The 18795-nt window shown below is 72.3% G+C and carries 11 protein-coding genes; 5 read left to right on the plus strand and 6 right to left on the minus strand.

Annotated features, from left to right (window positions below; translation table 11 throughout):
• Positions 1-48: 48 nt before the first annotated feature.
• Entirely contained in the window at positions 49-663 is a 615-nt protein-coding gene (locus ACFYZ8_RS06915; protein WP_388531657.1) for a hypothetical protein, read from the minus strand.
• A 253-nt stretch (positions 664-916) separates the two neighbouring features.
• On the opposite strand from ACFYZ8_RS06915, the gene ACFYZ8_RS06920 reads away from it, so the two are divergent.
• Entirely contained in the window at positions 917-1975 is a 1059-nt protein-coding gene (locus ACFYZ8_RS06920; RefSeq protein WP_388531656.1) for a PucR family transcriptional regulator, read from the plus strand.
• A gap of 68 nt (positions 1976-2043) precedes the next feature.
• Here ACFYZ8_RS06920 and ACFYZ8_RS06925 read toward each other — a convergent pair whose 3' ends face one another.
• Entirely contained in the window at positions 2044-2523 is a 480-nt protein-coding gene (locus tag ACFYZ8_RS06925) for an ATP-binding protein (protein WP_359034705.1), read from the minus strand.
• Between the two features lie 160 nt (positions 2524-2683).
• On the opposite strand from ACFYZ8_RS06925, the gene ACFYZ8_RS06930 reads away from it, so the two are divergent.
• From ACFYZ8_RS06930 to ACFYZ8_RS06945, 4 genes are all read left to right on the plus strand, one after another.
• On the plus strand, positions 2684-3064 hold the full coding sequence (locus ACFYZ8_RS06930; RefSeq protein ID WP_388531652.1) for an STAS domain-containing protein: 381 nt from the start codon (positions 2684-2686) through the stop codon (positions 3062-3064).
• Between the two features lie 244 nt (positions 3065-3308).
• A complete protein-coding gene (locus ACFYZ8_RS06935; RefSeq protein WP_389049759.1) occupies positions 3309-7583 on the plus strand; it encodes a HAMP domain-containing protein in 4275 nt (1424 codons plus the stop codon).
• Between the two features lie 58 nt (positions 7584-7641).
• Entirely contained in the window at positions 7642-10059 is a 2418-nt protein-coding gene (locus tag ACFYZ8_RS06940) for a SpoIIE family protein phosphatase (RefSeq protein WP_388531648.1), read from the plus strand.
• A gap of 166 nt (positions 10060-10225) precedes the next feature.
• Positions 10226-11932, plus strand: a complete 1707-nt coding sequence (locus ACFYZ8_RS06945) for a RecQ family ATP-dependent DNA helicase (protein ID WP_388531647.1) — start codon at positions 10226-10228, stop codon at positions 11930-11932.
• On the opposite strand, the gene ACFYZ8_RS06950 is transcribed toward ACFYZ8_RS06945, so the two are convergent.
• From ACFYZ8_RS06950 to ACFYZ8_RS06965, 4 genes are all read right to left on the minus strand, one after another.
• Positions 11901-13364 (minus strand): aminotransferase class I/II-fold pyridoxal phosphate-dependent enzyme, encoded by a 1464-nt coding sequence (locus ACFYZ8_RS06950; protein ID WP_388531645.1) that lies wholly within the window; start codon positions 13362-13364, stop codon positions 11901-11903. The genes ACFYZ8_RS06945 and ACFYZ8_RS06950 overlap by 32 nt on opposite strands.
• Before the next feature lie 119 nt (positions 13365-13483).
• Entirely contained in the window at positions 13484-15598 is a 2115-nt protein-coding gene (locus tag ACFYZ8_RS06955; RefSeq protein ID WP_388531644.1) for a S9 family peptidase, read from the minus strand.
• On the minus strand, positions 15571-17355 hold the full coding sequence (locus ACFYZ8_RS06960; RefSeq protein ID WP_388531642.1) for an N-acetylglutaminylglutamine amidotransferase: 1785 nt from the start codon (positions 17353-17355) through the stop codon (positions 15571-15573). The genes ACFYZ8_RS06955 and ACFYZ8_RS06960 overlap by 28 nt, the downstream gene beginning before the upstream one ends.
• 170 nt (positions 17356-17525) lie before the next feature.
• Positions 17526-18698, minus strand: a complete 1173-nt coding sequence (locus ACFYZ8_RS06965) for a glutamate--cysteine ligase (RefSeq protein WP_388531640.1) — start codon at positions 18696-18698, stop codon at positions 17526-17528.
• Positions 18699-18795 lie beyond the last annotated feature (97 nt).

Here is an 18795-nt window from a genome sequence, read left to right on the forward strand (position 1 = left end):
TCCTTGAGACATACGGAAGGTGAGGTGCGGCAAGGTGTGGTGCTGCGGTCAGCCGGCGTGGCCACCCGGGTCGAGCGCGCTGTCGTAGCAGGCGACCCAGAAGAACTCGCCGGCCTCGTCGTAGGCGTAGAGCAGCCCCGTGCTGCCGCTCGTGAGGTCTTCGCCGCCGCTCTGACGGACCTGGACCACGGCCGTGGAGCCGTCCGGCGCGGTGACCTCGGCCTGGCCGAAGCGCGCGTCCACCCGGCCGGTGCGGATCGTGCAGGTCAGTCCGACGAAGTCCTGCCGGGACGGGCCGGGTTCGTCGCGCAGGAGGCGGTGCAGCGGCCGTACGAGCACCCGGGTGACGCCCCATGCGACCAGCAGCGCCACGACCAGGACGGCGAGCCGGACCAGGGCGCGGGGCAGGCCCGGGGCGGTGAGCGGATCCAGCAGGACGGTGGCGGAGAGGCTGGTGAACCAGCCGAACGCCGTCAACAGCGAGAAGACGACCGTGACGGGTACGCCGCCCATCCCCCAGGCGTCGACGTGGGCGTCCGTGTCGAAGCCGTGGTGGTCCGCCGCGCCGACGGCGACGAGCAGCCAGAAGCACACGACCACGACCAGGGCGGCCGTGAACAGGATGGTCGGAAATCCCGAGGCGACCTCGAAAAAGGTCCGCACGCCCTCACCCCTCCCCGTCCGTCTCGTCACCGGCTCCGTCCGCCGTCCGCGGCGGCCACGGCGGGGGCCGGGTCCCGGTGCCGGAAAACTGCCGGGATCCGGCACCGGGATCATCCTGTGTGCTCCCCCGCGGACATCCTGCCCCCGCACGTTCCGGCTCCGCATTGCCGGATCCCGGCAGTCTTCACCGGGTTCTCCATGCCAGACTGCCGCCAAGAAGGCGTCAGCAGGGCGTCAGGACACGGGGGATGACATGGCGGAGCACGCGATACCCGGGGACTATCTCGACGGGTACGCCCGGATCCTGGCCGACGTCTCCGTCACCGGCCGCCGGCTGACCCGCGACGAACTCGAATCACGCCGCGTGCTCGGAGAACGGGCCGCCGACGCCGGATTCGGCCTGCGCTCCCTGGTGGGCGCCCACCTCGCCGCCACCCGCGCCGCCTGGCCCGCCGCCCCCGCCTCGGCCGACCGCGTGCTCGCCGCCGTGCAGCAGGTCGTCGACGCCTTCGCCGAGGGCTACGAGCGCGCCCAGCGGCTCGCCGTCCGCCAGGAGGAGGCCAGGCGCCGGGAGTTCATCGACGACCTCCTCCACGGCCGCAGCGATCTGGGCCGCCTCGCCGAACGCGCCGAACGCTTCGGGCTGCGTCTCTCGCACGCGCACGCGGTCGCCGTCGCCCAGGGCCCGGCCGCCTACGACGAGGCCGACCCGGTCCCCCGCCAGGTCGAACAGGCCCTGATCGCCCGCTTCGGCGACCGCAGCATCCTGCTCACCACGAAGGACGGCCGTCTGCTGTGCGTCGCACCGGGCGACCAGGACGAGGTGCTGGCCTACTTCGCCAAGCAGGCGTACGCGGCCACGGACGGCGGCCGGGTCGCCATCGGCCGCCCCCAGCCCGGACCGGGCGGGGTGGTGCAGTCGTACGAGGAGGCCCTGAACACCCTCGGCCTCGCCGACCGCCTGGAACTGGAGGCGCCGGTCCTGTACGCGGCCGACCTGCTCGTCTACCCGGTCCTCACCCGTGACCGGCAGGCCATGGCCGACCTGGTGACGAGCGCCCTCGGCCCGCTCACCGCGGCGCGCGGCGGCCCCCGGGTGCTGATGGAGACCCTCGTCGCCTATTTCGACTCCGGCTGCGTCGCCGCCGAAGCGGCCCGCCGGCTCTCGCTGAGCGTGCGGGCGTTCACCTACCGCCTCGAACGCATCCACCAGCTCACCGGCGCGGACCCGGCCGACACGAACCACCGTTACATGCTCCAGACCGCGGTGATCGGCGCCCGGCTGCTCGACTGGCCCGACAAGGCCCTCTGAGACAGGCGTCAGGCGGCCGCGCCGTAGACCGGGAGAACGGCCGCTCGCCCACCCGCTGCGGGAAGGCCCTACATCGGATCGTCGAACAACGTGAGGCGGGCCGTGACGCGCTTGCCGACGGGCTCCCGGCGCACCTCGATGCCCTGGACGACCGCCATCACGATCTCCAGACCGTGCTGGCCCACCCGCCCCGCGTCGGCGGCGCGTGCCAGCGGAAGGGTGGGATCGGTGTCCCACACGTCGATCTCCAGCATGGCGTCGGCGATGCGCAGCTGCAGCAGCACCGGGCCGGGCGCGTATTTCAGCGCGTTGGTGACCAGTTCGCTCACCACCAGCTGCCCCAGGTCCATGGCACGGGCCGACACCGGCAGCCCGTACTCCCCCTGCACCCGCGCCAGGAACTTCGACGTCTGGGCCCGCGCGTCGGCGATACAGCCGTCCGCTCCGTCCAGGGCCACGGTCACCTCGGCAGGTGCGGCTTCCGGCATCCGCGAACACTCCTCAGGCAGGACCCGCACCCTGCCGACCATCTCCAGTACCCCGTTCATGAGCGCGCGGCTACCCCGTGTTCCGTCCCTTACTCCTGTGCCGCGCTGTTCTTGTGCTGCCGACGAACTCGAGGGCGGTCTCATGCATCGCACCCGGCCTTCCTGGGCAACGGTGGCACCAAGAACGTGAAGTCCCCCATCGAGTGCGCAGAGGACGCAAGTGACAGACAACCGGGAAGCAGCGGGTCACGGCAGATTGGACGTGGTCCGGACCGACGCCGACGGCATCACCGTCCTCGGCCTCGACGGAGAGATCGACCACCAGAGCGTGGGCGGTCTGACGCGGGCCCTCGCCGCGGTGGACGCCTCCGCGGGTCACCGGGTGGTCATCGATCTGAGCCGGGTCACGTTCATGGACTCCAGCGGTGTCAACGCCCTGATCGCAGCCTTCCAGGCCGCCGAGGCCGCGGGGGGATGGGTGCGGCTGGTGGTGGTGCGGGGCGCGGTGCTGCGCACCTTGCAGCTCGTGGGCCTCGACACCGTCGTCCCCTTCCACTCGACCCTGGAGGAGGCCCTCGCGCCGACGCGGCCGAACGCGTGAAAATCGAGACGAGTACCCGGGGCCGCCCCCCTCATGCCACCTTTCCTGGCTCTTTGTTCGGCCTGTCACAAAGCTCCCACCAGCCTTTTGTCGCTGCTCCGCACCTGGGTTAATCTTCGACGGATTTCTCATCGGGCAGCTCCGTGGGGTGCGGGATTGCCGCTGGTGAGCGGGCCCTTGACGAGCCCGGCACGGTTCCGAGTCCTCGGTGCGGGGACTCTTGGGGAGCGGAACGAGGGTGCGCATGACCAGCACGTCGACGGAGGCCCCGGAGAAGGCTCCGGGCGAGCAGGAGCTACGGCAGTTGCTGGCCGGGCTGACCGCCGTGCGCGACGGCGACTTCGGCACGCGGCTGCCGTCCGACGGCGAGGGGCTGCTGGGCGACATCGCCACGGTCTTCAACGGCATGGTCGACCAGCTGTCCGTGTTCACGTCGGAGGTCACCCGGGTGGCCCGCGAGGTGGGTACCGAGGGCACGCTGGGCGGCCAGGCGGAGGTCCCGGGGGTCTCCGGCACCTGGGCGGACCTGACCGACTCGGTCAACGCCATGGCGGGCAACCTGACCACCCAGGTCCGTGACATCGCCCAGGTGGCGACGGCGGTGGCCAAGGGCGACCTGTCCCAGAAGATCGACGTGCCCGCGCGCGGGGAGATCCTTCAGCTGAAGGAGACCGTCAACACGATGGTCGACCAGCTGTCCGCCTTCGCCGACGAAGTCACCCGCGTCGCCCGCGAGGTCGGCAGCGAGGGCCGTCTCGGCGGGCAGGCGCAGGTGCCCGGCGTGGGCGGCGTCTGGCGCGACCTCACCGATTCGGTCAACTTCATGGCCGGAAACCTCACGTCCCAGGTCCGCAACATCGCCCAGGTGACGACGGCGGTGGCGCAGGGCGACCTCTCCCAGAAGATCACCGTCGACGCCCGCGGCGAGATCCTCGAACTCAAGAACACCATCAACACGATGGTCGACCAGCTCTCCGCCTTCGCCGACGAGGTCACCCGCGTCGCCCGAGAAGTCGGCACCGAGGGCCGGCTGGGCGGTCAGGCCGACGTCAAGGGTGTCAAGGGCACCTGGCGCGACCTCACCGACTCCGTGAACTTCATGGGCGGCAACCTCACCGCACAGGTCCGCAACATCGCCCAGGTGGCGACGGCGGTGGCGCAGGGCGACCTCTCCCAGAAGATCACCGTCGACGCCCGCGGCGAGATCCTCGAACTCAAGAACACCATCAACACGATGGTCGACCAGCTCTCCGCCTTCGCCGACGAGGTCACCCGCGTCGCCCGGGAAGTCGGCACCGAGGGCAACCTCGGCGGCCAGGCGATCGTGCGGGGCGTGTCCGGGACCTGGAAGGACCTGACCGACAACGTCAACGTGATGGCGTCGAACCTGACCGGGCAGGTCCGCTCGATCGCCCAGGTCGCCACCGCCGTCGCCCGAGGTGACCTCTCGCAGAAGATCACCGTCGAGGCCAAGGGCGAGGTCGCCGCCCTGGCGGACGTCATCAACACGATGGTCGACACGCTGTCCGCGTTCGCCAACGAGGTCACCCGCGTGGCCCGCGAGGTCGGCACCGAGGGCCGCCTCGGCGGACAGGCGCAGGTGCCGAACGTGGCCGGCACCTGGAAGGACCTCACCGACAACGTCAACTCGATGGCCAACAACCTCACCGGGCAGGTGCGCAACATCGCCCTGGTGACGACCGCGGTGGCCAACGGTGACCTGTCGAAGAAGATCGACGTCGACGCCCGGGGCGAGATCCTGGAGCTGAAGACCACGATCAACACGATGGTCGACCAGCTGTCGTCGTTCGCCGCCGAGGTCACCCGGGTCGCCCGCGAGGTCGGCAGCGAGGGACGGCTCGGCGGACAGGCCGAGGTGGAGGGCGTCGAGGGCACCTGGAAGCGGCTCACGGAGAACGTCAACGAACTGGCCGGCAACCTCACCCGGCAGGTCCGCGCGATCGCCGAGGTCGCCAGCGCCGTCGCCGAGGGCGACCTGACACGGTCGATCAGGGTGGAGGCCTCCGGTGAGGTCGCCGAGCTCAAGGACAACATCAACTCCATGGTGGAGTCCCTGCGCGAGACCACCCGGGCCAACCAGGAGCAGGACTGGCTCAAGACCAACCTGGCCCGCATCTCCAGCCTGATGCAGGGCCACCGTGACCTGCCGGTGGTCGCCGAGCTCATCATGGACGAGCTCACCCCCCTGGTCTCCGCGCAGTTCGGCGCCTTCTACCTGGCCGAGGACACCGAGCGCGGGCACGAGCTGCGGCTGGTGGGCTCGTACGGCTACCCGGACGACGACGAGCGGCCCACCCGGATCCCGGTCGGACGCTCGCTGGTCGGGCAGGCCGCGCGCAACCGCCGTATGGTCACCGTGGAGGAGCTGCCGGAGGGCTACGTCACCATCTCCTCGGGCCTCGGGCATGCCGTGCCCGCCGCTCTGGTGGTGCTGCCGATCGTGGTCGAGGAGCAGGTCCTCGGGGTGATCGAGCTGGCCTCCGTCAGCCGCTTCACCCAGATCCACCAGGACTTCCTGGCCCAGCTGATGCCGACCATCGGCGTCAACCTCAACACCATCGTCGCCAACGTCCGCACCGACGAGCTCCTTGACGAGTCCCAGCGCCTGACCGCCGAACTCCAGGCCCGCTCCGAGGAGTTGCAGGTCCAGCAGGACGAACTCCAGCGCTCCAACGCCGAGCTGGAGGAGAAGGCCTCCCTGCTCGCCTCGCAGAACCGCGACATCGAGGCCAAGAACCTCCAGATCGAGCAGGCCCGGCAGGAACTGGAGACCCGCGCGCAGCAGTTGTCGCTGGCCTCCAAGTACAAGTCGGAGTTCCTGGCCAACATGAGCCACGAGCTGCGCACCCCGCTCAACAGCCTGCTGATCCTGGCCCAGTTGCTGGCGCAGAACCCCTCGCGCAACCTCACGCCGAAGCAGGTCGAGTACGCGGGCATCATCCACTCGGCGGGCTCGGACCTGCTCCAGCTGATCAACGACATCCTCGACCTGTCCAAGGTCGAGGCGGGCAAGATGGACGTGGCCCCCGAGCGGGTCCCGCTGCGCCAGCTCCTGGAGTACGTCGAGGCGACGTTCCGGCCGATGACGACCCAGAAGAGCCTGGAGTTCACCGTGGCCACGGCCGCCGGCACCCCGGCGGACCTGCTCACCGACGACTCCCGGCTGCGGCAGATCCTGCGCAACCTGCTGTCGAACGCGGTGAAGTTCACCGAGCAGGGCGGTGTGGAGCTGCGGATCGAACCGGCCGCCGACCAGGAGGTGCCGCCGGGCGTGCACCGGGGCGGTCCCGTGGTGGCGTTCCGCGTCAAGGACACCGGTATCGGCATCCCGCAGCAGCAACTGGAGACGATCTTCGGGGCGTTCCAGCAGGCCGACGGCACGACCAGCCGCAAGTACGGCGGCACCGGGCTCGGTCTGTCCATCACCCGGGAGATCGCCCACCTGCTGGGCGGCGCGGTCACGGTCGACAGCGTGCCCGGCCAGGGCAGCACGTTCACGCTGTACCTGCCCGTGGCGCGCGCCGACTTCGAGGAACTGATGGAGGGCGGCGGACGTCCGGCGGAACCGTCGTACGACAACTCCGTCTCCGAGGCGTCGGCCGAGCCCCGGCAGCTCATCGCCTCCCCGCCCGCCCCCGAGCAGCGCAGGCGCCGGCTGCTGGTCATCGAGGAGCGCCCGCGCGGTCTGCTCACGCTGGTCGCCGAGCGGGCCGTCGCGGACCTCGCGCACGACTCCGGCGATCCGCACGGGGCGATCGACATCATCACGGCCGTGGGCGCGCAGGAGGCGGCGAGCACGCTGGCCGCCGACCCCTGCCACTGCGTCGTCCTCGAACTGGGCATGCCGCACGACGAGGGCGCCGACTTCCTGGCGGCCATGGGCGGCGACTCGGCACTGGCGAGCGTTCCGGTCCTGATCCACACCGGGCACCGGGTGGACCTCGCCCAGGAGCAGGGCCTGCGGGCCCTGGCGGGCGACCGGCCGCTGGACTTCCTGTCCAGCCTGGACGACCTGCGCGAGCGGATCACCCTGCACCTGTCCGCCGAGCAGCCCGGAGACGTGCTGTCGCTGGTACGCCCCGAGGAACCGCAGCGCCCCGCCGCCCAGATGGTGGACGACTCCTTCCTCGGCCGTACGGTCCTCGTGGTCGACGACGACGCGCGCAACCTCTTCGCGCTCAGCGGAGTGCTGGAGCTGCACGGCTTCCAGGTCCTGCACGCCGACAACGGCCGCAAGGGCATCGAGATGCTGCTCGCCCACCCGGACATCTCGCTGGTCCTGATGGACGTGATGATGCCGGAGATGGACGGGTACGCCGCCACCGCGGAGATCCGTTCGATGCCGCAGTACGCGGAGCTGCCCATCATCGCGGTCACCGCGAAGGCCATGCCGGGCGACCAGGAGAAGAGCCTCGCGTCGGGGGCCAACGACTACGTCACCAAGCCCGTCGACACCGGCGACCTGATCGCCCGGGTCCGGCAGTGGCTGCCGGGGTGAGCGCACGCCGAGCCCGCCAGCCGACCGTGTGACGTCCCAGCCGAGGAACAGGCCCACCGTGAGTGATCTCCGCCAGCCGTCCGAGCAACACAGTGCCCCCGTCCCCGAACAGCGTGCCGTGAACGGCGACGAGGGTGACGGACAGTCGTCTCCGGTCGGAAGGCTGGCGGCGACCGTGGAGCGGCTGCGCCAGGAGGTGCGGGCGGCGCAGGCCGAGGCGGACGGGCGGGCCCTGATCGAACTGGCCAAGGGCATCCTGGTCGAAAGGCTGGGCTGCGGTCCCGCGCAGGCCTCGCGGCAGCTCGCCGAGCTCACCGCGCAGGCGGGCGTGACTCCTCTGGAGTTCGCCGTCGAGGTGATCAACCAGGCCTCGCGCGACCGGCTGTCGGAGGTGACCAGCGCCTTCCTCGCGGCCACCGCCAGCGCCGATCCGCCCGAAGGGCACTCCTCCGCCGTACGGCTGCGCACCGCCGAGAGCGGTGCGCTGGCCGCCGACGACACCCAGGCCGTCGCCGACTCGCTGCTGGAGCACGCGCTCACACCGCTGGGCGCGGAGGCGGTGGCCATCTGGGCCCTGGGGGCCGACGGATCCCTCACGTTGGCGGGCAGCGCCGGGTTCTCCTCGGCCGAGGCCGGCCGCTGGCGCCACGTGCCGCCGGGGGTGACGACCGTGGCGCGCCGCGGGCTCACCGAGCGGTCGGGGGAATGGATCCGCAGCCTGTCCGAGACCGGCCTGCCCTCCATCGGCCAGCACGCCCACCCCGACGGCGGCCGGGTCGCCGTACCGGCCGAGGCGGGCGGACGCATCCACGGGGTACTGGAGATCGCCTGGCCCACGCCGCTGGAGTCCCCTCCCCCCGCGATCGTCCGCCAGGTCGAGGCGCTGGCCGAGCTGTGCGCGCACACCCTGCAGACGTACACGCTCCAGCACCCCGAGGGCGCCTCGGGCCCGCGCGTGCTGCCGGACGTCTCCGAGCTGATGGACCTGGCCGACGGGCTCCACGATCCGGCGCTGGTGCTGGTGCCGCACCTGGGCTCCGACGGACGTCTGGTCGACTTCCGCATCCACCACGTCAACAGCCGCTTCCTCGACCCCGCCGGCCGGCCCCGGGGCGCGGTGAACGGGGCGATGCTGCTGGAGGCGTACCCGATGGCCGCGGGCCAGAGCGAGCTGTTCGAACGGATAGAAAGCGTCTATGCCACCGGTGAGCCCTACCGCGCCCCCCGCATGCGGCTCACCGCCCTGGTGGACGACGTGCAGCTCGCGGCGGTCGCCGACATCAACATCAGCCGGCACGGCGGCAGCGTCCTGCTGATCTGGCGCATCGAGGACGAGACGGCCCGTCTGGCGAGCCTGCTCCAGCACGCCCAGCGCCTGGGCCGCATCGGCGGTTTCGAGGAGAACCTGCTGACCGGCGAGATCACCTGGAACGGCCAGCTCTTCCACCTCTACGGCAAGCCGGTCTCCGACTCCCCCGTGCCGCTGGAGGAGCTGCCCGCGCACGCCCACCCGGACGACTCCGTGGCCATCGGACGGTTCCTGCGCACCGTGCTCCACCAGCGCCGTCCCGCGTCCACCGCGTTCCGGCTGCAACGCCCGGACGGGGTCACCCGCCACATCCGGGTCGTGGCGGAGCCGGTCCTGGACTCTTCCGGTCAGCTCTACATGCTGCGCGGCGCCTATCAGGACATCTCCGCCCACCACTGGACCGAGGTCGCCCTCGCCGCCACCCGGGACCAGCTCGCCCACTCCGAGCAGCAGGCCAGCGAACGCGACCGGCTGACCCTGCAGTTGCAGCACGCCATCATGCCGCCGACGCAGGCGCCGCTGGAGGTTCCGGGACTGGACGTGGCGGTGCGCTACCGGCCCGCGGAGACCCAGCACCTGGTCGGCGGTGACTGGTACGACGCGGTCGTGCTGCCGTCCCGGCTGGTGCTGCTGTGCGTGGGCGATGTCGCCGGGCACGGCATCGAGGCGGCCACCAGCATGGTCGTCCTGCGCAACGCGCTGCGCGGGCTCGCCGTGACCGGCGCCGGGCCGGGCCAGCTGCTGTCCTGGCTCAACATGGTGGCCCACCATCTGACCGGCGCCGTCACCGCGACGGCGGTCTGCGGCCTGTACGACCCCGAGACCCACACCCTGCGCTGGGCGCGGGCCGGGCATCTGCCGCCGGTCCTGGTGCGCGGCTCGGAGGCGGCACCGCTGCCGCTGGTCACGGGGCTGCTGCTGGGCGCCGTACCGGAGGCCACGTACCAGGAGCACGAGGTCCAGCTCGCCGTCGACGACACCCTGCTGATGTACACGGACGGTCTGATCGAACGCCGGGACCGGTCCGTGGAGGAGTCCCTGGCGCAGTTCCTGACGGTCGCGCGCGCGGTTCCGCCCACGCTGGACCAGCAGTTGGACCGGCTGCTCACCCACAGCAGGTCCGACACGGACGACGACACCTGCATCGTGGGCATCCGCGTGGCCTGAGGCACGGCCGGCGCCGGGGCTTGTGTCCGCGCATACGGGGAACGCGGTTGCTCCGAACCGGCGGGGAGACGTCATGCCACGCGTCAAGGTTCCCGCACGTCGCCTGTGGGGGCGACGCCCGCCCGAAACGGCACCGCACCGATCCCCGACCGTGAAGGGTGGCCGCATGGCCGACAGGAAGAGTTCCGGCGGCTCGCAGCGGCTGGTGCGGACCGCCGCCGAGGTGTTCGGCTGGAGCGAACTGCGGCCGGGGCAGCTTGCCGCGATGGAAGCGGTCATGCGGGGCCGGGACACGCTGGCCGTCATGCCCACGGGTGCCGGGAAGTCGGCCGTGTACCAGGTGCCGGGACTGCTGCTTTCGGGGCCCACGGTCGTGGTCTCCCCGCTCATCGCGCTCCAGCGGGACCAGATCGCCGGCCTGCTCAGCCATGACGGTGCCCCGGAGGCCGTCGCGGTCAACTCCGCGCAGGCGGCCGGTGAGGTGGAGGCCGCCTGGGAGGCGGTGCGGCACGGTGCCGCCGAGTTCCTGTTCCTCTCCCCCGAGCAGCTCGCCAAGGACGAGGTGGTCGAGCGCCTGGCCGAGGTCGCGCCCTCGCTGTTCGTCGTCGACGAGGCGCAGTGCGTCACCGCCTGGGGCCACGACTTCCGGCCCGACTACCTGCGGCTGGCCCAGGCGGTGCAGCGGGTGGGCAGGCCCCCGGTGCTCGCCCTGACCGCCACGGCCGCCCCACCGGTGCGCGAGGAGATCGTGGAGCGGCTCTGCATGGCGGACCCGGCGCTGGTCGTGGCCGGCTTCGACCGCCCGAACATCGCGCTGGAGGTGCACCGCTTCCTGGACGACACGGACAAGCGCCGGGTGGTCGTGGAGCGGGCCGCCGGGGAGCCCAAGCCGGGCCTCGTCTACACCGCCACCCGCCGGGACGCCGAGGCGTACGCGGACGATCTCGCCGCGCTGGGCCTGTCGGCGGCGGCCTACCACGCCGGGCTGACGGCCGGTGAGCGCTCCCGGGTGCACGACGCCTTCCTGGCCGGCGAGACCGACGTCGTGGTCGCGACCTCCGCCTTCGGCATGGGCATCGACAAGGAGGACGTACGGTTCGTACTGCACGCGTCCGTGCCCGGCTCGCTCGACGCCTACTACCAGGAGATCGGACGGGCGGGCCGGGACGGCGGGCCCGCGGTCGCCGTCCTCCACTACCGGACGGAGGACAGCGGCCTCCAGCGCCTGTTCGCCACCCGCGCCCCGGACGAGGACACCCTCAGCGCGGTTGCGGAGCGCATTCACGAGCGCGACGCCGCCGCGCCGGACGACATCGCGAAGGACACGGGGCTCACGCGGCGACGCGTGACGGCGGCCGTCAACCTCCTGGAACAGGCGGGGACCGTGCACACCGACGACGACGGGCGGGTGCGCGCCGTCGCCGGGACGACGGCCGAGAAAGCCGCCGCGCGTGCGGCCGAGGAGGCGGAGTCACGCAGACGGCTGGAGCAGTCGAGGCTGGCCATGATGCTGGGATACGCCGAGACCACCGGCTGCCGACGCCGCTTCCTGCTCGGCTACTTCGGTGAGCCGTACGACGCCCCGTGCGGGACCTGCGACATGTGCGCCACCCACGAGTCCGAGTCCGAGTCCGAGGGCAGTGTCGTCGACGGGGTGGGCGGCACGAGCGAGGAGCCCTCGTCACCGGCGGCCGCCCCCTACGCGGCAGGCACGCGCGTGCGGCACACGGAGTGGGGCGAGGGCACGGTGATGAGCGAGGAGGGCGACCGCGTCACCGTGCTGTTCGAGTCCATGGGGTACCGGACGCTGTCGCTGACCGCGATCGCCGGCAAGGACCTCCTCAGCGCCGCGCCACCACCCGCAAGGTCTTGACGGAGGGGTCGGCGGCGTCCGGGATCAGGACGCCGTGCTCGACGCCGCTGCGCAGGTAGTCGAGGACCTCGTCGGTGATGACCTCACCGGGGGCGATCACCGGCACACCCGGCGGGTACGGGCTGATCATCTCCGCGGAGACACGGCCCGCCGCACGCTCGGCGGGGACGTGATCGACCTCGGCGAAGAACGCCTCGCGCGGCAGCATGGCCTGCTCCAGTTCCAGGGCCGAGGGCTCGGGCAGGCGTACCGGCGGCCTGGGTTCGATGGACTCGGCGCCCTCCGTGAGGGCCCGCAGGGCGTCCAGCAGCGTCTTCTCCGTCTCGTCGTCGTCGGCGTGCGTGATCGACGCGCTGATCCGGCAGGTGTCGGAGCCGCCCACGTCCACGTGCAGCTCGGCGCGCAGCCACTCGGCGGCCTGCATGCCGCTGATCCCGAGCTCGCGCACGTCGATCACGATCTTCAGGGGGTCGAACTCGGCGGCGAGCCCCTCGTCCACGATCTCCTGCCCCATGGGCCGCAGGCCTGGCATGTCCCCGGCCGCGAGCCGGATCCGTTCCGCGCGGCGCAGCGCGGTCTCCAGGAGGTCGTGGCCGTGTTCGACCATCTGGCGCCGCCAGCCGTCCAGGGCCAAGTACACCAGGGACGAGGCGCTGGTGGTGCCGAGCAGGTCCTCCCGCTGCTTGAGTGCCTCCGGCGAGACCCGGTCGTACTGGAGGTGGAAGACGGAGCTCTGCTCGATCGCCCCGCCCATCTTGTGGACGCTGGTGACCACCAGGTCCGCCTCGGCGTCCATGCCCCAGGCGGGCAGTCCGGGGTGGAACGGCAGGTGGGCGCCCCAGGCCTCGTCGAGGATGAGGGGGACGTCGAACTCGTGGCACACCCGGGCCACGCCCCGGACGTCGGCGCAGGTTCCCCAGTCGGTGGGGGTGATCAGCAGCATGCCCTTGGCGTCCGGGTGCTCCTGGAGGCGGCGGCGTACGTCGTCGGGCTCCGGCGGGTGGGCGATGTGCCGTTCGCGATCGAACTTGGGGTGGACCCAGATGGGTTCGACACCATTGACGACGACGCCGGAGATCACTGACTTGTGCGCGTTGCGCGACACCAGCAGCTTCTCGCCGGGACCGGCCACGGCGAGCATCGCGGTCTTGATGGACAGGGAGCTGCCGCAGGTGGAGAAGAACGCCTGCTCGGCGCCGACGGCGTCGGCCATCAATTCCTGTGCCTGGCCGAGCACGCCCTGGGACTGCCGGCGATCGTCCAGGCCGTTGAGGGAGAGCACGTCCGAGCGGAACACGTCGAGCCCGACGATCTCCGCGACCCGCGGGTCCACGCCGCGGCCCTGCTTGTGGCCGGGCGGGCCGAAGACCATGTCCCCGCGGCGGCGGAACTCCTCCAGCGCCTCCAGCACGGGCACGCGCGAGTGATCCATGGTTCCTCCCACGTCCGTCCCGCCCCGTCCAGGTGTCGAAGCGAACGGTCCGCTCGGTCCGGACACCGAGTTGACCGCGGACGCCTTCCTGAAACGCCCGGTACGGTCGCCGGGGAAGCTCAGGAGGGGTGCAGGTGGCGCTCCATCCAGTCCGCCGCCGTGCGGCGGAACAACCGCCGGTTGTCCGCGCGCAGGAAGTCGTGTCCCTCGTCGCGCAGCACGAGCAGCTCGGCGGGTACGCCGCGCTCCCGTGCGGCCCGCACGAACTGTTCCGACTCCCCCGGCGGCACGTTGGTGTCGTGCTCGCCGTGGACGGCGAGCAGCGGGGCCCGCAACGCGTCGATACGGCTCATCGGTGACAGGGCGCGCAGCAGTTCGCGGTCCCGCTCCGGGTGCCCGTACTTGTGCGCCGCCGATTCCGCGATCCAGGGCTCGGTGCCCGCGAAGAACGTCAGCAGGTCGGACATGCCGCACACGGCGACACCGGTGCGGAACAGGTCCGGGTGCCACACGAGGGAGGCGAAGGTCAGGTAACCGCCGTACGAGCGGCCCATCACCGCCAGCCGGGTGGGGTCCGCGGGGCCCGCCGTGACCGCGTGTGCCGCGCAGTCGGCGACGTCGTCGAGTGCGGCGAAGCGGCCGGGGCCCAGGTCGGCGTCGACGAAGGTGCGGCCGTGTCCACCCGAGCCGCGGACATCGGGGGCGAAGACGTCAAGACCGCGCCCGAGCAGCTCGTGGTACAGCGGGTCGAACACCGGGCGTTCCTGGTCCTCGGGCCCGCCGTGCAGGTGGATCACGCAGGGCGCCGGCTCGCCCGGGGCACGTCCCGGAGCGCGGTAGTACCAGCCGCTGAGGGGCAGGCCGTCCCGGGCGGTGAGGCGGGAGAGGACCGGGCGTACGGGCGGGCGGCCCGGCGGGACGGCGTCCTCGTCGCGGGAGGACCACGGGGTGCGCAGCAGGGACACGCCTTCGCGGGCCCACCACACGCCGGGACGGCGTTGCGAACCGGACAGCGCCAGCAGCAGCCGCCCGGTCCCCGCCGCCGCGACCCTCGTGACGACCTCGTGGGGCAGCGGCACCGGCCGCGCGGGTCCGGTGGTGTCCGCGAGGCCGTGCCCCGGGGAGGTCTCGACGACGTCGAGTTCGCTGGCTCCCCGCACGTTCCACGCGAGCACCGCCGTCCGGCCGTCGTGCGCCATCGCCAGCAGTTCGAGGTCGCAGTCCTCGCGTTCGGCGACGACGGTCCTGCCGTGCGGGGTGCCGTCGGGGCCGAGAGCGACGGCGAACAGTGCCGCGTACTCCCGGTCGGCGTCGCTGCGCAGCCACAGGGTCCGTCCGTCGAGGGAGAACCGGCCGATCCACTGGTCACCGTCCGCGACCGGCATCGTGAAGGTCGTCGCCCCGTCGGAGACCCGCCGTACGAACGCCTCCCGCCTGCCTCGCGGGCCCCGGCGCAGCAGTGCGAGCCGGCCGTCGTGGCTGAGGTCGCACACGCGGAGCGTGGGGGCGTCCGGTTCCGTGGCGAGCAGCACGGGGGACGCCAGACCCTCGGGATCGATCAGGTAGGCGGACAGGCCCCCGCCCGCCCTGGTCGCCGGTGTCCCGTCCGGGCCGACGGCGTAGGCGGTGGTGCCGAGGAGGGTCGCCCGGCCGTCGCGGGCCGTCCAGTGGGCCGGGACGGCGTCCGACGGCTGCCACAGGCCGTCCCCCTCGGCGCGGCTGCCGGCCGGCGCGGCGAGGGTGACGGCGACGGCCGAGCCGTCGTGGGCCCAGCAGCCGAGGTAGGCGGACGTGGCCGGGTCGGCACCGGCCAGCAGGCGTCGGCCGGTGCCGTCGGGGCGCACGCACAGCACGCGTGAGTGCTCGCCGCCGCCCGGGGCGGTGGTGTAGGCGATCCAGCGGCCGTCGGGTGACCAGGACACCTCCTTCACCGGATCCGGGGAGGCGTCGAGCAGCCGGATCCCGTCCCCGTCCACGGGACCGGCCCACAGCTGGGGGACGCCGCCCCGGTCGCAGATGAACGCCGCCCGGGTGCCGTCGGGATCGGCGGAGGGGTACCAGCAGGCGTGCGCGTGCAGCCGGGTCACCGCGTCCCGCGGGCCTTCCGCCTCGGGCAGCGGCACCGGGGCGGGGGCCGTGGCGCGGGCAGGTTCCCGCACCGGTACGGGTACCGGTGCGGGCCCGGTCCGGGTGCCGTGCTCGCCGGTCACGAAATTCCGTGCGTCTGCAGCCATATCTCCAGCAGCGCCACCTGCCACAGGGCGTTGGCCCCGCGCTTGGTCCGGTGATCGTCGGGTGCCGCCAGGAGTTCGTCCACGTACGACTCCTGGAAGATGCCCCGCTTCTTCGCCTCGGGTGCCGCGAGCGTCTCGCGCACCCGCTCCAGGACGGGGCCGGCCATGTGCCGGATGGCCGGGACCGGGAAGTAGCCCTTGGGCCGGTCGACGACCTCCAGCGGCAGCAGCTTGCGGCCCGCCTCCTTCAGTACGCCCTTGCCGCCGTCGGCGAGTTTGAGCTCGGGCGGACAGGCCGCGGCCAGCTCGACCAGTTCGTGGTCGAGGAAGGGCACGCGGGCCTCAAGTCCCCAGGCCATGGTCATGTTGTCGACCCGCTTGACCGGGTCGTCGACGAGCATGACGTGCGTGTCCAGTCGCAGTGCCGCGTCCAGGGCGGTCTGCGCGCCGGGACGCGCCATGTGCTCCCTGACGAAGCGGCCCGAGACGTCGTCCTCGGGAAGCATGTGCGGCTGGAGGATCCGCGCGAGGTCGGCGTGGGGGCGGTCGAAGTAGGTCTCGGCGTACCGCTGCGGCTCCTCCTCGCGCGCGACCGCGGCCAGCTCCGGATACCAGTGGTAGCCGGCGAACACCTCGTCGGCGCCCTGACCGCTCTGGACGACCTTCACCTCCTTGGAGACCTGCTCGGACAGCAGGTGGAAGGCGACCACGTCGTGGCTGATCATCGGCTCGCTCATCGCGGCGACGGCGTCGTCCAGGGCGGTCGAGACCCGGTCCGAGGGCACCATCATCCGTCGGTGGTCGGTGCCGAACTCCCGGGCGACCAGGTCGGACCAGCGGAACTCGTCGCCCTCCTCACCGCCCTCGGACTCGAAGCCCACGCTGAACGTCTTCAGGTCGCGCTGGCCCTCGTCGGCGAGCAGCGCGACGATCAGGCTGGAGTCCAGGCCGCCGGAGAGCAGCACGCCGACCGGGACGTCGGAGACCATCCGGCGGCGTACGGCCGTGCGCAAGGCCTCCAGCACCGCGTCACGCCACTCGTCGGGCCCCATCTGAGCGAGTTCGGCGCGCCGCGTGTAGGACGGCTGCCAGTAGCGGTGGTCGTGGTGGCCGCCGTCGGGTTCGACGACCCGTACGGTGGCGGGCGGCAGCTTGCGAACGCCGTTCAGGACGGTGTGCGGCGGGGCGACCGTGGCGTGCCAGCTCAGGTACTGGTGGACGGCCACCGGATCGACGGAGGTGTCGACGTCCCCGGCGGCGAGGAGGGCGGGCAGCGAGGAGGCGAACCGCAGGCGGCCCGGTGCGGGTGCCAGATACAGCGGTTTGATCCCCAGCCGGTCGCGGCCCAGCACGACCCGGCCGGTGCGGTGCTCGACGAGCGCGAAGGCGAACATGCCGTAGAAGCGCTCCACACAGGCGGTTCCCCACTGCCGGTAGGCGTGGAGCACGACCTCCGTGTCGGACGTGGATGTGAAGCGGTGCCCGAGGCGGCCCAGCTCCTCGCGCAGTTCCTGGTAGTTGTAGACGCAGCCGTTGAAGACGCCGGTGATCTCGCCGTCGGCGTCGGTCATCGGCTGGGCGCCGAGGTCGGACAGGTCGATGATCTTCAGCCGCCGGTGTCCCAGCGCCACCGCGCCCTGTGTCCAGATGCCGTGGCCGTCGGGTCCGCGGGCGGCGAGCCGGTCGCTCATGCGCTCCACGGCCGCCAGGTCGGGCCGCCTGCCGTCGAAGCGGATCTCGCCGCTCAGGCCGCACATGAGGCGCCGCCCCCTTCCCAGGAGCCGTCGGTCACGAGCCGGGACGGGGACCCCGGGTCGCGCCTGCCGGTCGCGGCCAGGGCGGAATTGCTGGACATGGACGAAACCTCTCCTCGGGGTTGTCGGGTGAAGGGCGGGCGGCCGGGGCAGCCGGGCGCGCCGCGCGCGGGTCAGCTGCCCAGGACCTCCGGGGCCCCGGACCCTGCCCGGCCCGCGGCGAAGCGCGGACCCTTCCTGCGGGCGGCGAAGGGGTGCCTGCGGTGTCGGCGCTCGCCGCGGGTCTCGGCGATCAGCAGGTCGGTGCAGGCCAGCAGGTCCTCTTCGCGGGCCTTGCGGCGGATGCGCGCGGCGGCGCTGCCCTGCGCCAGGGCGCCCTCGGTCAGGTCCCTGACGGTCTGCCAGTCGCCGTGGGCCTCGAGCGCGGGACGCAACCGGGCCAGCAGGGCGCGTACGACGTCGGCGGCGGGCGCCTCCCGGTGGGTCCGGGGATCGACGAGGGCGCCCTCCAGGCCCGACCGGGCGGCCCGCCAGGAGGCGCCGCGGAGCCATTCGTGGCGGCCGTCGCACACCGTCGCCCCGGCCGCGTGGAGCTCGAGGGCCTCGGTCACCAGGGCACGGAACAGGCCGGCGACGAGCACGACGGTCTCCACCCGCGGGCAGGCGTCGCAGATGCGCAGTTCCAGTGTCCGAAGATGCGCGGAGGGGCGGACGTCGTAGTAGATCATTCCGGGGTCGCTGATGACCCCGGCCCGGACGAGGTCTTGCACCGCGGCGTCGTAGTCGGCCGCGTTCCGGAAGCAGCCGACGGGACCCGCGGTCGGCCAGCGCTGCCAGAGCAGAGTGCGCCAGCTGGCATAGCCGGTGTCGGCCCCCTGCCAGAAGGGGGAACTGGCGGACAGCGCCAGCAGCGCGGGCAGCCAGGGCGAGATCGCGCACATCACCCCCACGGCTGTGTCCCGGTCGGGTATGTCCACGTGGACCTGGGCGCCGCAGATGAGCTGCTCATCGGCCACCTGGCGGTACTCCTCGACCATGCGGCGGTAGCGTGCGCCACCGGTGGGGTGTCCGGAGGCGGCCGGGGCCAGTGGTGCCGTGCCCGCGGCCACCACCGCGAGCCCCAGCGAGGAGGCGGCCGCGTCGAGCCGCCGTCTGGTTCTGGAGAGGTCGGAGTACAGGCCTGCCAGGGACGCGTGCACCCCGCTGTTCGACTCCACGGTGGACTGGTGCAGTTCCGTGGTGAAGGTGCGCCGGGGAAGCCGCCGCAGGACCGCGTCGGCACGCGGCACGAGCAGACCGCTTTCCACTTCCAGGATGTGGAACTCCTCCTCTACACCAATGCGCATGGCCACATTCGCTCCTTGAGGTGCTGCCGAGGTCCCGGCTGTGTCAGGGGTGCCCCCCAAGTGCCCAGGAGATCGACAAATAAGCGCGGCCACACGC

Origin of the sequence: Streptomyces sp. NPDC001668 (genome assembly GCF_042893155.1) — a bacterium.
Lineage (GTDB): Bacteria > Actinomycetota > Actinomycetes > Streptomycetales > Streptomycetaceae > Streptomyces.

Coding starts and splice junctions, on each gene's coding strand:
- ACFYZ8_RS06945 (WP_388531647.1), top strand. CDS start 10,226: ATGGCCGACAGGAAGAGTTCCGGCGGCTCGCAGCGGCTGGTGCGGACC.
- ACFYZ8_RS06925 (WP_359034705.1), bottom strand. CDS start 2,523: ATGAACGGGGTACTGGAGATGGTCGGCAGGGTGCGGGTCCTGCCTGAG.
- ACFYZ8_RS06960 (WP_388531642.1), bottom strand. CDS start 17,355: ATGTGCGGCCTGAGCGGCGAGATCCGCTTCGACGGCAGGCGGCCCGAC.
- ACFYZ8_RS06920 (WP_388531656.1), top strand. CDS start 917: ATGGCGGAGCACGCGATACCCGGGGACTATCTCGACGGGTACGCCCGG.
- ACFYZ8_RS06955 (WP_388531644.1), bottom strand. CDS start 15,598: ATGGCTGCAGACGCACGGAATTTCGTGACCGGCGAGCACGGCACCCGG.
- ACFYZ8_RS06950 (WP_388531645.1), bottom strand. CDS start 13,364: ATGGATCACTCGCGCGTGCCCGTGCTGGAGGCGCTGGAGGAGTTCCGC.
- ACFYZ8_RS06965 (WP_388531640.1), bottom strand. CDS start 18,698: ATGCGCATTGGTGTAGAGGAGGAGTTCCACATCCTGGAAGTGGAAAGC.
- ACFYZ8_RS06935 (WP_389049759.1), top strand. CDS start 3,309: ATGACCAGCACGTCGACGGAGGCCCCGGAGAAGGCTCCGGGCGAGCAG.